At 76.2% G+C, this 14569-nt stretch carries 6 protein-coding genes and 1 pseudogene; all 7 read right to left on the bottom strand.

The annotated features are described in order from the left end of the window. Positions 1–71: 71 nt before the first annotated feature. The gene (gene hflX, locus ACIQ8B_RS30430; protein ID WP_403551315.1) at positions 72–1433 is read right to left on the bottom strand and encodes a GTPase HflX; all 1362 of its coding nucleotides are present in this window, start codon (positions 1431–1433) and stop codon (positions 72–74) included. Positions 1434–1539: 106 nt separating this feature from the next. Then, positions 1540–4071, bottom strand: coding sequence for a beta-glucosidase (locus tag ACIQ8B_RS30425; RefSeq protein ID WP_403551260.1), 2532 nt, complete (start codon positions 4069–4071; stop codon positions 1540–1542). A 418-nt stretch (positions 4072–4489) separates the two neighbouring features. Then, the gene (locus tag ACIQ8B_RS30420) at positions 4490–5233 is read right to left on the bottom strand and encodes a class I SAM-dependent methyltransferase (RefSeq protein WP_403551258.1); all 744 of its coding nucleotides are present in this window, start codon (positions 5231–5233) and stop codon (positions 4490–4492) included. After that, positions 5230–6540, bottom strand: a complete 1311-nt coding sequence (locus ACIQ8B_RS30415; RefSeq protein WP_403551256.1) for an activator-dependent family glycosyltransferase — start codon at positions 6538–6540, stop codon at positions 5230–5232. The genes ACIQ8B_RS30420 and ACIQ8B_RS30415 overlap by 4 nt, the downstream gene beginning before the upstream one ends. Further along, on the bottom strand, positions 6528–7892 hold the full coding sequence (locus ACIQ8B_RS30410; protein ID WP_403551254.1) for a P450-derived glycosyltransferase activator: 1365 nt from the start codon (positions 7890–7892) through the stop codon (positions 6528–6530). Before ACIQ8B_RS30410 ends, ACIQ8B_RS30415 begins: the two co-directional genes overlap by 13 nt. Positions 7893–7902: 10 nt before the next feature. Further along, positions 7903–13380: pseudogene (locus tag ACIQ8B_RS30405) on the bottom strand (SDR family NAD(P)-dependent oxidoreductase); the annotation flags it as partial. Positions 13381–13438: 58 nt separating this feature from the next. After that, the coding region (locus ACIQ8B_RS30400) for a KR domain-containing protein (protein ID WP_403551252.1) at positions 13439–14569 on the bottom strand (1131 nt) is incomplete at its 5' end.

Here is a 14569-nt window from a genome sequence, read left to right as displayed (position 1 = left end):
CCGGCCCCGCACGGGGCGCTTCGCCGCCGCACCCGCCGCGCCGTCGGGGCGGCGGGTGCGGAGAGCCGGTGTCAGACGGCGTACTCGGCCAGCTCGGCGGCCAACCGGGCCTCCACGTTGGCCTTGATGCGGGTGCCGTCCTCCTCGTGGGCCTCGGCGAGGACCTCACCGGAGGAGTGGATGCGGGCGACCAGGTGGCCGGCCGTGTACGGGACCAGGACCTCGATCTCGGTGTCGGGGTGCGGAAGCTCCTCCTCGACCCGGGCGCGCAGGGCGTCGATGCCGTCACCGGAGCGGGCCGAGACGGTGATCGCGCCGGGTTCGGCGGCCAGCAGGCGCTCCAGGGCCGCCGGGTCGGCGACGTCCGCCTTGTTGATCACGACGACCTCGGGCACGCCCGCGCCGCCCACCTCGCCGATGACGGCGCGGACCGCCGCGATCTGCCCCTCCGGGTCGGGGTGCGAACCGTCGACGACGTGCAGGATCAGGTCCGCCTCGGCGACCTCCTCCAGGGTGGAGCGGAAGGCGTCGACCAACTGGTGCGGCAGGTGCCGTACAAAGCCGACGGTGTCGGCCAGGGTGTAGGCGCGGCCGGCGGGCGTCTCGGTGCGGCGCACGGTCGGGTCGAGGGTGGCGAACAGCGCGTTCTGCACGTGGGCGTCGGCGCCGGTGAGCCGGTTGAGCAGGGAGGACTTGCCGGCGTTGGTGTAGCCGGCGAGGGCGACCGAGGGGACCTTGTTGCGGCGCCGCTCCTGTCGCTTGAGGTCCCGGGAGGTCTTCATGTCCTCGATGTCCCGGCGCATCTTGGCCATCTTGTCGCGCAGCCGGCGCCGGTCCGTCTCGATCTTGGTCTCGCCGGGGCCGCGGGTGGCCATGCCGCCGCCCCCGCCGCCGCCCATCTGCCGGGACAGCGACGCGCCCCAGCCGCGCAGCCGGGGCAGCATGTACTGCATCTGCGCGAGGGCGACCTGCGCCTTGCCCTCGCGGGAGGTGGCGCGCTGGGCGAAGATGTCGAGGATCAGGGCGGTCCGGTCGACCACCTTCACCTTCACCACCTCCTCCAGCCGCACCAGTTGGGCCGGGCTCAGCTCGCCGTCGCACACGACGGTGTCGGCGCCGGTCTGCTCGACGAGGTCGCGCAGTTCGGCGGCCTTGCCGGAGCCGATGTAGGTGGCCGGGTCGGGCTTGTCCCGGCGCTGGATCACCCCGTCGAGGACGAGGGCTCCGGCGGTCTCGGCGAGGGCGGCCAGCTCGGCCAGGGAACTCTCGGCCTCGGCGACCGTGCCGGAGGTCCAGATGCCGGCCAGCACCACGCGTTCCAGGCGCACTTGGCGCTGCTCGACCTCGACGACGTCCCTGAGGTCGGTGGACAGGCCGGCCACATGGCGCAGGCCGGTCTCCTCGGTGGCGTCGATGGCGTCGGCGGGGCCGATGACGGTTCGGGTCCGCGGCGTGTCGCTCGTGTGGTTCGTCAACGTGTTCCTTTCGGTTTCCCTCGGTCGGGAGCGGTGGGGGGTCGCGGCTTGCGGTCGGCCGGGGTCAGCCCGCGAGGCGGCCGGTGAGGCGTATGTCGGCCGATGAGGAGCCGACCTGGACCGTGCGGGCACCGGGCGCGGGCTGCCAGGCGTCCCGGGCCGCGTCCCAGTAGCGCAGCGCGCGGGCGTCGACGGGAACGGTCACGCGTCTCTCCTGCCCCGGTGCGAGCGTCACCTTGGTGTATCCGGCCAGCTTCCTGACCGGCTGCGGTACGTCCGTCCGGGTACCCGGGCCCAGGTAGACCTGCACGACCTCCTTGCCGGTGCGCTCACCGGTGTTGCGCACGGTGACCCGCACCGCGGCGCCGGCGTCCGTGCGCTCGACGGCGAGGTCCCGGTAGCCGAAGGAGGTGTACGACAGTCCGTGGCCGAACGCGAAGAGCGGCCGGACGCCCTGCTGGTCGTACCAGCGGTGGCCCACGTGCACGCCTTCGCTGTACTGCTGCTCGCCGTCGACGCCGGGGAAGCGCTCGGGGTGCCCGGCCATGGGGTGGGCGTCCTCGGCGGCGGGGAAGGTCTGGGTGAGCTTGCCGCCCGGGTTGGCGTCGCCGTACAGCAGGGCGGCGGTGGCCCGGGCGCCTTCCTGGCCGGGATACCACATCTGGAGTACGGCGGCGGTGTCGTCGAGCCACGGCATGAGCACCGAGGAGCCGGTGTTGAGGACCACGACCGTGTTCGGGTTGGCCTCGGCGACGGCCGCGATGAGCCGGTCCTGGCCGTCGGGCAGGGAGAGCGAGGACCGGTCGTAGCCCTCGGAGCCCTCGTCCTGGGCGAAGACGACCGCGGTCTCGGCGGCGGCCGCCGCGGCCACGGCCCGGTCGAAGTCGGCGGCGGCCTGCTGGGGCGTGACCCAGGTCAGGTCGACCTCCAGCGGCCGGTCCGGCCACGCCCAGCCGCTCATGGTGACCCGGTGGGCGCCACGGGTGAGCTTCATCGGGACGCTGGTGGTGTCGCTGAAGGAGTCGGCGGCGTAGACCGGGCTCTGGCCGTCGATCTGGAGGATCGCCATACCGCCGTCGACCCGCATGCCGACACGGTAGTCGCCGTCGGCGGGCACGGTCAGGGTGCCCTCGTAGAACTGGCGGTCGCCGCCCGCGTCGAGCTGTCTGCCGTTGGTGAAGGCTGGGCTGAGGCTGTCGGCGGTCAGAGGGCTGCCCAGCCGGTCGATGCCGGGCTCGTAGGTGACGCTCGCGTCCGCGCCCGCGCGCTCGCGCAGCGCGTCGAGGGGCGCCACGGCGGCGTCCGGGACGACGTGGGCGCTGCCCAGGCCGGAGACCTTGGGGCGCTTGGCGCTGTCGCCGATGACGGCGAGGTCGGCGCCGGCCGTGCCGGACAGGGGCAGGGCGGGGCGGTCGCCGGCGGTGGTGTTGCGCAGCAGGACGGCGCCGTTCTCGGCGATCTTGCGCGCGGTGGCGCGTCCGGCGGCCGTGTCGCGCACGGGGCGGGCCGGGGCCGTGGTGGCGAGCAGCCCGAAGCGTTCCATCCGGCCGACGATGCGGGTCACCGCGGTGTCGAGGGCGGCCTCGGGGACGGTGCCGTCCTGGACGGCGGCCTTCAGGGCGGCTCCGAAGTACCGGGTGTCGGGGACGGGATCGGTGGGCTTGCCCATCTCCAGGCCGAGTTCCTGGTCGAGTCCCTTGGTGAGGTCGGTGGTGGCGTGGGTGGCCAGCCAGTCGGACATGACCCAGCCCGTGAATGCCCACTGGTCGCGCAGCACCGAGCGCAGCAGCCCTTCGTTGCCGCAGGAGTGGGCACCGTTGACCTGGTTGTAGGAGCACATCACGGCGGCGGCGCCGGCGTCGACGGCGGCCCGGAAGCCGGGGAGCTCGACCTCGTGGAGGGTCTGCTCGTCGATGGCGGCGTCGACGGTGAAGCGGTCGGTCTCCTGGTTGTTGCCGGCGAAGTGCTTGACCGTGGCCATCAGTCCCTGGCTCTGGATGCCTTCGATCTCGGCGGCGGCGGTGCGGGAGGTGACCAGCGGGTCCTCGCTGAACGTCTCGAAGTTCCGCCCGCCGTGCGGCACCCGGATGATGTTGACCATGGGGGCGAGCACCACGTCCTGGCCGAGGGCACGGCCCTCGTGGCCCAGTACCCTGCCGTACTCCCGCGCGAGGCCGTCGTCGAAGGTGGCGGCGAGGGCGGTCGGGGTCGGCAGGGCGGTGGCGCGGGTGCCGTTGAGGCGTATCCCGGTCGGGCCGTCGGAGACCTGGAGCGAGGGTATGCCGAGGCGGGGCACGCCGGGCAGGTGGCCGACGCCGCGGGCGAGCGGCCCGTTCTCGGGACCGGCGGTCCAGCGGACGAAGGACAGTTTCTCGTCCAGGGTCATCCGGGCGACCAGCGACTGGACGCGGTCGCTCCCCTCCTGCGCGGCGGGGGCGGGCGCCGGGGCCGCCGTGGCCGGGGTGAGCAGGCCGCTCGCGCACCCGAGGGCGACGGCGGCGGCCAGCAGCCGTGCGGGCCGGACGGGGCGGCGCCGGACGGGCGTGCCGGAACGGGGGCGGGGGCGGGGCTCCCCTGGCCCGCGGCGGAAGAGCATGAGGTCTCCGTAGGTGTCGGCCGGCCCGACAGGGCCGGGTGTGGCTGATGGGGTGTCATGTCGCCCCGGCGACTCGGCTCGCGCTCCCCGCGGGAACGTAACCGCCCTGGTCCGGGCGGGCAATCGGCCGCGGGAGCCCCGGCGGGGGCGGCACGCGCGCCACGAGGGCGTACGGGCCGGGCGGGGGCGGTGGCCCGGGCACCGGAACCCGGACGCCGCCTGGGCCGACGGCCCGAGGAGTGGTGCGGCACGGCACGTGCGGCGCTCACTGCGGGGCGCCGGCGCGGGGTCGGCCCTCCAGCGGACTTCGAGCGGTTCTCCGGTGGTTCTCCGGTCGCTCCCGAGGGGCGACGGGGCTCGTGGGCGTCTGGATCGTCGCCGGTGCGGTGGCGGGCTGGTGGTTCCGGTCCGGGGGCGGTCAGGGGCGGGTGCCGAGGAACAGGCCGCGGCCGGAGGGTCCGCCAGGGAGGAACTCGGTGCCGAGTCCGGCGCGTTCGAAGGCCAGTTCGTAGGCGGAGCGCGGGAACAGGGTGATGCGGTGGCTCTCCGAGAGGTGCTCGATGCCCCGTCCGGGTTCGGCGACGAGGTAGTGCACGTCGATGCGGGTGGCATCGTCCTCCAGCCGGGAGTGGGAGACCCGGGAGATGGTCCTGCCCTCGGCCTCCACGACGGCGGCGCCGACGTAACCGGGGGTGAACGTGTCAGGGAACCACCAGGGTTCGACCACGACGACACCGCCGGGTGCGGTGTGGGCGGCGAAGGCGGCCACGGCGGCGTCCAGTTCCCTCTGGTCGGCCATGTGGCCGATGGAGCTGAACATGCAGGTGACGGCCGAGTACGTGGTGCCCAGGGCGAAGTCGCGCATGTCGCCGTGGTGGACAGTGGCGCCCGGGTTGCGGTGCCGGGCCGCGGCGAGCATGTCCGGGGACAGCTCCAGCCCCTCGGCCCGCGTGAAGCGGCCCGTCAGGTGGGCCAGGTGCAGGCCGGTGCCGCAGGCCACGTCCAGGAGGCTGTCGGCGCCGGGGACCCGGCCGGCGACCAGGTCGGCCAGATCGGCCGCCTCCCGGGCGTAGTCCTTGCCCTTGCCCTGGTGCACCAGGTCGTAGATCCGGGCGATGGCGCCCGTGTAGCCGTCGGCGGGACGGGCGTCGGTGGTGGTCACTGGGACTCTCCTCGGCGTCGGGGTGCGGTGCGGTGGCGGTCGCGGCGGGCCGCCGTGAGGTGTTCGAGCCGGGTCACGACGGCGGCCGGGGTGGGGTCGGCGAGGGCCTGCTCGCGCAGCCGCCGGGCCCCCGCGGCCAGCGCCGGGTCCTCGACGGCGCGGACGATCGCGGCACGCAGCGTGTCGGTGTCCAGCTTGTCCGGCGGCAGGTCGATGCCCGCGCCGGCCTCGGCGTGCAGCAGCGCCTTGAGCGGGGCGTCCCACAGGGCGCCGACGATGATCTGCGGCACGCCGTGCAGCGTGGCGGTGGAGTGGGTGCCGGCGCCGCCGTGGTGGACGATCGCCGCGCAACTGGGCAGCAGGGCGTCCAGGGGGACGAAGTCGACGACGCGGATGTTGCCGGGCAGCGCGTCGCGGTCGGCGAGCTGGGCGGCGTCGAGGGTGGCGACGATCTCGGCGTCCACGTCGCCCAGGGCGTGCAGCAGGTCCTCGAAGGGAACGGCGTCGCGGCCGAAGGTCTCGCGGGCGGAGACGCCGAGGGTGAGGCAGACCCGGGGGCGGTCGGGCGGTGTCCGCAGCCAGTCGGGGACGACGGACGGCCCGTTGTAGGGGACGTAGCGCATGGGCAGGACGTCGCCGACGGCGGGCAGGCGCAGGCTCGGCGGAGCCGGGTCGACGGTCCAGTCGGCGGTCACGATGTTTTCGATCGCGGCGGCGTCGGGGGTGATGCCGTGGCGCTCCAGGGTCCAGGTCAGCCACTCCGCCATCGGGTCCTCGCGCCGTTCCGCGGGCTGACGGCTCATCAGGTCGAGGAACTGGGCACGGGAGTTCAGGACGACGTCCGGCCCCCACAGGACCCGGGCGTGCGGGGTGCCGGTCACGTGCGCGGCGATGGCACCGGCGTAGGTGAAGGGCTCCCAGACGATCAGGTCGGGCCGCCAGGAGCGGGCCACGTCCACCAGGTCGTCGATCGTGGTGTCGCCGTTGAGGGGCGCGAACGACATCGCGGTCATCATGGTCTGCTGGCCGAGGGCGTGCTCCCAGCCGTAGGGCAGGTGGCGGGTCTCGGCGAAGTCCAGGCCCCGCTGGTAGGGGGTGGGGTCGCCGGCGATCTGTGTCATCAGCTCGGTGATGGAGTCCAGGTCGCCGACGGGCTGCGCGGTCAGGCCGGAGCCGTTGACGACCTCGGTGAGGGCGGGCTGGCTGGCCACCCGGACCTCGTGGCCGGCCGCGCGCAGCGCCCAGGCCAGGGGCACCAGCGGATGGTAGTGGGTGTTGTGCGCGAAGCACGTGATCAGGACGCGCATGGCGTCGACTCCCTTTTGGCGACCGGGAAACGGGCGGGGGCGAGCAGGACGGGCGACCGCGGCCGGGTCACCGGCTCGCCGGCTTCCCGCAGGTGGGGCAGGGTCTCGGCCAGGGTGCGCAGCGCGGCGGTGGCCAGCACCGTGATCAGGGTCGCGGACAGGGCGAAGTGCAGGTCCGGGGCGAAGCCCAGGGGGGCGGCGCCGGCCGGTGCGGCGGGGTCGCGGTGGGCGGCGGCGACCAGGACGACGACCCGGCTGCCGGCGGGCAGTGCGGTGCCGGCCAGGGTCGTCGCGGTGCGGGTGATCCGGGTTTCCAGGCGGACCGGCGGGGCCGTGCGCAGCGTGTCCCGGACGGCGTCGGCGGCGAGCGCCGGGTCGGCGGTGAGGCGTTCCCAGGCACCGGGCCGGGCGCGCAGGCGCCGTACCGTCTCGACGAGGAGTACGGCGGTGGGCTCGGCGGTGCCGACGGCCAGCACGCCGGCGGCCCGTACGGCGTCCTCGCCGGCGTCGGACAGGTGCCGGGCGAGCAGGCCGGTGACGGTGGCCTCGGCGGCGCGGGTCGCGCGGGCGGTGGCGTACGGCTGGGGGCAGACAAGGCCGTCCAGGGCGTGCCGGCAGTCGGGCAGGACGCGGGCGAACTCCTCGTGGGCGGCGTCGGGCAGGCTGAGCTGCTCGGCGAGGACCGGCCCGGCGAGCCGGCGGGCGAAGTCCTCGGCGAGGTCGAAGTACTCGCCGCAGCCCTCCAGGAGCCGCCGGGCGTAGGTGGCGGCGCGCTGCGCCACGCAGTTCTCCTCCTGCGCCCACAGCAGCGGGCCGCCGAACGCGGTCAGCGGGGCGAGGCGGGCGGCGGTGGCCCGGTCCAGGGCGAGCAGGTCGCTGCGGTAGGGCAGGTCGTCCTGGCCGACGGGGGTTCCGTCGGGGCCGGTGCCGTCGAAGGCCGGGTCGGTGAAGACCTGTTCGGCGACGGCCCGGTGGGCGGTGACCCAGGTGTCCAGCGGTGCGCTGCGGTGGAGCGGCCCCTGCGCGCGGACGCGCTCCTCGTGGACGGCGGGGTCGTCCGGTCCGGCGCGCAGGAACAGCCCGTACGGGTCGTCCTCGATGCCCGCGAACCACTGGGCGGCACGGGTGAGCTGGTTGCGCCGCGCGACACGGGCCTCCGCCAGGGCGACGTCCCGGGCGGCGGAGGGCTCCGCGGCGGAGGGCTCCGCGACGGTGGGCTCCGCGACGGTGGGCGGCTCGGCGGTGGGCGGCTCGGCGGGCCGGTGTGCGCCCGGGGACGGTTGCGCAGGGATCGGATCGGCGGACAGCGGCTTCGCCGGGACGGCCTCGGCGGACAGCGGCTCTGCGGTCATGTGCGGCTCCTCATCGGTCACCGCCGGGCAGCGCCCCGGTCCAGGCGTCGACGGCGCGGGCCGTCTCCGGGGCGTGCTCGGTCATCATCGTGAAGTGGTTGCCGGGTATGTCGGCGGTGGTGTGGGCGCCGTCCCACACCGAGCGCCAGTCCCGGTCCGGGTCGGTCCAGGGGGCCATCGGCAGGCCGGCCCTGAGGTGCAACACGGGGGCGCGGGTGGGCCGCGGCCGCCAGCCCTGGAGCAGTCGGTGGTAGGCGCCCATGGCGGTGAGCCGGGTGTCGTCGAGCGGCACGACCGCGCGGTCGCCGGCCCAGCGCAGCATGACGTCCCGCCAGACGCCCATCGCGCCGGGGTCGGCGGGGGTGTAGATGTCGGCGAGGACGAGGCCGGCCGGCCCGGTGCGCCCCTCGCTCTCCAGGTGGGCGGTGAGGGCGTGGGCCAGGTTGGCGCCGGCGGAGTGGCCGATCAGGACGTAGGGCCGGCCGGCGGTGTGCTCGGCGAGGCTGTCGGCGTGCGCCGCGCACAGCGCCGCCAGGGAGTCCGGCAGCTCCTCGCCGGACCGGAACCCCGGCTGGGGCAGGGCCAGTACGGTGCGGCGGCCGGCCAGCGCGGCGGCGAGGGCGGTGAACTCCGCGGGGCCGGATACGGCGGCGGTGCCGGCCAGCGCGATCAGCAGCGGACCGTCCCCACGGCTGTTCCCGGAGCCGTCCCCGGGTCTTTCCCCGGGTCCTTCCGCGAGTCGGACGGGACGGGTCGGCCGCCGGGTGGCGGTGGTGAACACCGGGCGCAGCGCTGCCACGGCCGACAGGGCGTCCACGGCGCCGCCCACCCGGCCGTCGTCCAGCGCCGCGCGGTACAGGGCGACCAGGGTGCCGTCGGGAGCCGCGGCGGGCGGGGTGTCCGGTTCCCCGCGACCGAGCAGATCCAGCAGATGGGCGGAGAGCGCGTCGGGGGTGTCGTGCTCCAGGAGGGTCTCCGGCGGCAGTTCGGTGCCGGTGGCGCCGGCCAGGCGGCGCCGCAGGCGGGTGAGGGCCAGGGAGTCGAAACCGCTGTGGGTGAACGGCGTGTCGGTGGCGACGTCGTCGGCGCCGTCGAGGCCCAGCACGGCGGCGGCCTCGGTGCACACCAGGGTGCGCACGGCGGCGACGCGGGCCGCCGGGTCGAGGGCGGTCAGGGCGCGGGCGCGTTCACGGGACAGGCCGCGCGGGGCGGTCTCCGGTGCCGTCCCGACCGGGCCTTCGCCGTCCAGGTCGTCACCGTCCGGGGCGGGGGCGGGCGCCAGCTCCTCGATCAGCGGGCTGGACCGGTGGCCGGTGAACCCGGCGGCGAACCGGAGCCAGTCGGTGTCCGTGACGGTGACGGTCGTCTCGCCCGCGCCGACGGCCCGCAGCAGCTCGGTGAGCGCGTCCTCCGGATCCATCGGCCGTATCCCGCGACGGCGCAGATGGGCCGTGCCGGCGCCGTCGCCGAGGTCGCCCATGCCGCCGCCGCCCCACAGCCCCCAGGCGACGGACGTGGCCGGCAGGCCCCGCGCACGGCGCCGCTCGGCCAGCGCGTCCAGTGCCGCGTTCGCCGCACCGTAGGCGCTCTGGCCGGCGCTCCCCCACACACCGGCACCCGACGCGTACAGCACGAACGCGTCCAGCTCCGGCGACCGCGTCAACTCGTCCAGGTGCAGCGCACCCGCCACCTTCCCCCCGTACACCTCGCGGACGAGGTCCGGTCCGGTCCCGGTGAGCGGGGCGAGCTGCGGGACGCCCGCCGCGTGGAACACGGCGGTCAGCGGTGCGTCGGCGGGAACGGCGGCGAGCACCTCGGCGAGCGCGTCCCGGTCGGCGACGTCGCAGGCCGCGAAGGTCACCTTGGCGCCCAGGGCGAGGAGTTCCGCCTCCAGGGCGTCGGCGCCGGGGCTGCGACGGCCGCGGCGGCCCAGCAGCAGCAGGTGGCCCGCCCCCTCCCGGGCGAGGCGGCGGGCGAGCCGGCCGCCGAGCGCTCCGGTGCCGCCGGTGATCAGCACCGTGCCGTGTGCCCGGTACGGGGCGGCGGCGGGCCGGGGCGCGGGGGTGAGCCGGCGGCCGTGCAGGCCGTCGGCGCGTACGGCGACCTGGTCCTCGTCGCCCGCGAGGACGGTGGCGAGCCGGTCCCAGTCGGCGGGGCCGGGCTCCGGCGGCAGATCGGCCAGGCCGCCCCACCGGGCGGGCAGTTCGAGGGCGGCGGTACGGCCGAGGCCCCACAGGGCGGCGCCCGCGACACCGGGCAGTTCCCCGGGCGCGACGGCCACGGCCCCCCGGGTGACGCACCACAGGCGGGCGGGCACCGCACTGTCCGCCAGGGCCTGGGCGAGGGCCAGGGTGGCCCGCAGCGGGGCGGGGACCGGGTCGGCCGCCAGGGCGGTGCCGGACCTCGCCGGGTGGTCCGGGGCCGGATCGTCCTGGCCGAGCAGGGACAGCACCCCGTCGAGGGGGCCGGCGTCGGTGTGCGCCTCGCGCAGGGCGGCGGTGAGGGCGCGGCGGTCCGCGGTGGCGGGGTCGGCGGCGAGGCGGTGGACGGTGACGCCGCGCGCGGTGAGGGCCCGCGCCGCCGCGTCCCCGGCGGCGGACCCGGCGCGGGGCTCGACCAGGAGCCAGGTGCCGTCCGGTCCGGTCCGGCCGGCCGGGAGGGGGCGCCAGGTGATCCGGTAGCGGCGGGGTCCGCCGGCCCGGTCCGGGTTCCGCGGCGTGGGTTCGATCCAGTACCGGCGGTGCTGCCAGGCGTACACGGGCAGCGGCACCGCGGAGGCGGGAGGGTCCGGGAAGAGGCGCGCCCGCTCCAGGGCGGTACCGCGGGTGTGGGCGGTGGCGACGCCCCGCAGCAGCGTGGCCCGCTCGTCGCGGTCCCGGCGCAGCAGGGGCACCGTGCCCGGGTCCGTGCCGTCTGCGCCGTCTGCGCCGTCTGCGCCGTCTGCGAGGGTTTCCTCGACCGCGCCGCACAGCACGGCGTCCGGCCCCAGCTCCACGAAGGTGGCGGCGCCGAGGTCCCGGGCGGTGCGGACTGCGTCGGCGAAGCGGACGGTGCCGCGCACGTGCCGGGCCCAGTAGGCGCCGGTGCGCAGGTCGTCGCCGGTGGCGCGGCGGCCGGTGAGGTCGGAGACGACGGGGATGCGGGGCGTGCGGTAGGTGAGCCGGTCCGCCATCGCGCGGAACTCCTCCAGCATCGGCTCCATCAGCGGGGAGTGGAAGGCGTGGCTGACGGTCAGCGGCTTGGTGCGGTGGCCGAGGGCCCGCAGCGCGGCCCCGATCCGCTCCACGGAGGCGGCGGCGCCGGAGACGACCACGGAACGGGGCCCGTTGACGGCGGCCACGTCCACCGTCGGGTCCGCGTCCAGCACGGCGCGCACCTCGTCCTCCGAGGCGCGTACGGAGAGCATCGCGCCGCCCGCGGGCAGGGCCCGCATGAGCCGGCCGCGGGCGGCGACCAGGGCGCAGGCGTCGTCGAGGTCCAGAACGCCCGCGGCGTGGGCGGCGGCGATGCCGCCCACGGAGTGCCCGAGGAGGACGTCGGGGCGCATGCCCCAGTCCTCCAGGAGCCGGAAGAGGGCGGTCTCCAGGGCGAAGAGGGCGGCCTGCGCGTTCTGGGTGCGGTGCAGGGCCTGCTCGTCGTCGATGAGCGCGGCCAGCGGCCGGTCCAGCCCGGGGTCGAGGCGGGCGGCCACGGCGTCGAACGCCTCGGCGAACACGGGGTGCGCGGCGTGCAGTGCGCGCCCCATGCCGAGCCGTTGGCTGCCCTGGCCGGTGAAGAGGAACGCGGTCTTCGCGTCACGGCGGGAGACGCCCTGGACGAGGGCGGGGTGCTCCTCCCCGGCGGCGAGCGCGTCCAGCGCGGCGGCCAGCCGGTCCGGGGTGTCGCCGAGGAGCACGGCACGGTGCTCGAAGGCGGAGCGGGTGGCGGCGAGGGCGTACCCGAGGTCGCGCGGGCCGGTGTCGGCCGCGGCGGCGACGTGCTCGCGCAGCCTGGACGCCTGTGCCCGCAGGGCCTGGTCGGACCGCCCGGAGACGAACCACGGGACGAGGCCGGAGACGGCAGTGGACGCCGTGCCGGGCGCGGAGGGCTGCGTGGTGCCCGGCGGACCCGGGGGCGGGGCGGGGGGTTCCTCGAGGACGACGTGGGCGTTGGTGCCGCCGACGCCGAAGGCGGAGACGCCGGCGCGGCGCGGACGGCCGTCGGCGGGGGGCCAGGGGACGGGCTCGGTCAGGAGGCGTACGCGGCCGGCGGACCAGTCCACGTGCGGGGTGGGCGTCTCGGCGTGCAGGGTCCGCGGCAGTCGGCCGTGGCGCATCGCCTCGACCGTCTTGATGATGCCGCCGACCCCGGCCGCCGCCTGCGCGTGGCCGAGGTTCGACTTGAGCGAGCCGAGCCACAGCGGATGCCCGTCCGGCCGGCCGGCCCCGTAGACGTCGAGCAGTGCCTGGGCCTCGATGGGGTCGCCGAGCCGGGTGCCCGTGCCGTGCGCCTCGACGGCGTCGACGTCCCGGGGTTCCAGGCCCGCGTCGGCGAGCGCCCGGCGGATCACGCGCTGCTGGGAGGGGCCGTTGGGGGCGGTCAGCCCGTTGCTGGCGCCGTCCTGGTTGACGGCCGTGCCGCGGATGACGGCGTGGATGGCGCGTCCGGCGCGTACGGCGTCGGAGAGCCGTTCCAGCACCAGGACGCCGACGCCCTCGGCCCACCCGGTGCCGTCGGCGTCGGCCGAGAAGGCCTTGCAACGGCCGTCGGCGGCCAGGCCCTTCTGCCGGGAGAACTCCACGAAGGCGGCGGCGTCCGGCATCACCGCCACCCCGCCCGCCAGCGCCAGCCCGCATTCGCCGCGCCGGAGGGCGGCGACGGCCAGGTGCACGGCGACGAGGGAGGAGGAGCAGGCCGTCTCGACGGTCATCGCCGGGCCCTCGAGGCCGAGGACGTAGCTGATGCGCCCGGACAGCACGGCGTCCGCGCTGCCGGTGAGCAGGTAGCCCTCCGAACCGGCCGGGACGCGCCGGGGGTCGGTGGCGTACTCGCCGTGCGCGGCGCCGACGTACACGCCGGTGCCGGAGCCGCGCAGGGTGCGCGGGTCCAGCCCGGTGCGTTCCAGGGCCTCCCAACTGGTCTCCAGGAGCTGCCGCTGCTGCGGGTCCATGACGACCGCCTCGCGGGGCGAGATGCCGAAGAACGCGGCGTCGAAGTCGGCCGCGCCGGAGAGGAACCCGCCCTCGGCGCAGTACGTGGTGCCCTCCGACTCGGGGTCGGGGTCGTACAGGGCGGCCACGTCCCAGCCGCGGTCCCGCGGGAACGGTCCGACGGCGTCCGTCCCGGAGTCGACCAGCCGCCACAGGTCCTGAGGCGATTCCACCCCGCCCGGGTACCGGCAGGCCATGCCGACCACGGCGACCGGCTCGTACGCTGCCTCGGTGAGTTCCCGGTTGCGCCGGCGGAGCCGCTCGGTCTCCTTCAGTGAGGTCCGCAGCGCCTCCATCAGCTTCTCGGAGGACATGGCCATCGGTGAGGGTCACCTCTCTCGGCGGGCGTGCGGCGGCTCAGGCGGCGTCGCGCAACGCCAGTTCGATCAGTGCCTCGTCGTCCAGGGCGTCGATGTCGGCACCGCCGTCCGGCTCAGTGAATCGGGTGGCGCCTGAGAATCGCTCGGGCGACGCCAGTGCCAGCAGGGTGTCCAGCAGTCCCGCCTCCCGCAGCACCGGCAGCGGGACGCTGGCGAGCGCGGCCCGGATGCCCGCCTCCTCCGGGTCGGCCGCCCATGCCGGGTTCTCGTCCGGTGCGAGCAGTCCGACGAGGTACTCGGCCAGGGCGGACGCCGTCGGGTGGTCGAAGACCAGGGTCGGGGGCAGTTTGCGTCCGGTGGCCCGGCCGAGCCGCGCGGCGAACTCGCTCGCGGTCAGTGAACTGAACCCGAGGGCGCTGAACGCCTGGTCCGGGTCGACGTCCTCCGGCCCGGTGTGGCCGAGAACGGCCGCGACGCCGCCGCACACCTCGGCGAGCACGGTCTCGTACCGCTCGGCGGGGTCCACGTCGGCAAGGCGCGCGACCGGTCCGAGGACGGCCGGCTCGCCGCCGTCGTCGTCCCGGCCCAGCGCCTCACGCACGCCGGGCAGCCGGCCGATGAGCGGGCTGGGCCGCAGGGCGCAGTACGAGCGGGCGAACAGCGGCCAGTCCAGGTCGGCCACGGCGACGCAGACGTCGTCGCGGTCCAGGGCGTCGGCCAGGGCGCGGACGGCCATCGCCGGGTCCATGGTGCGCAGGCCGCGGCTGCCGAGGAACTCCTCGCCGGCGCCCTCGCCCATGCCGCCGCCGCCCCACAGACCCCAGGCGACGGACGTGGCCGGCAGACCCTGCGCACGGCGCCGCTCGGCCAGCGCGTCCAGCGCCGCGTTCGCCGCACCGTAGGCGCTCTGGCCCCCGCTGCCCCACACGCCCGCGCCCGAGGCGTACAGCACGAACGCGTCCAGTTCCAGCGACCGCGTCAACTCGTCCAGGTGCAGCGCACCGGCGACCTTCCCCCCGTACACGTCCGCCAGGGAGTCGAGGCCGGTGTCGAGGAAGGCCTCGGAGTGCGGCACGCCGGCGGTGTGGAAGACGGCGGTGGGCGGGTGCTCCGCCAGCAGCGCGGCGAGCGCGTCCCGGTCGGCGACGTCGCAGGCGGCGACGGTCAC

Origin of the sequence: Streptomyces sp. NPDC096105 (assembly GCF_044763335.1) — a bacterium.
GTDB lineage: Bacteria > Actinomycetota > Actinomycetes > Streptomycetales > Streptomycetaceae > Streptomyces.
Note: the sequence above shows the minus strand (reverse complement) of the source record. Positions and strands in the feature narration are given on the sequence as shown.

Coding starts and splice junctions, on each gene's coding strand:
- ACIQ8B_RS30425 (WP_403551260.1), bottom strand. CDS start 4,071: ATGCTCTTCCGCCGCGGGCCAGGGGAGCCCCGCCCCCGCCCCCGTTCC.
- ACIQ8B_RS30415 (WP_403551256.1), bottom strand. CDS start 6,540: ATGCGCGTCCTGATCACGTGCTTCGCGCACAACACCCACTACCATCCG.
- ACIQ8B_RS30410 (WP_403551254.1), bottom strand. CDS start 7,892: ATGACCGCAGAGCCGCTGTCCGCCGAGGCCGTCCCGGCGAAGCCGCTG.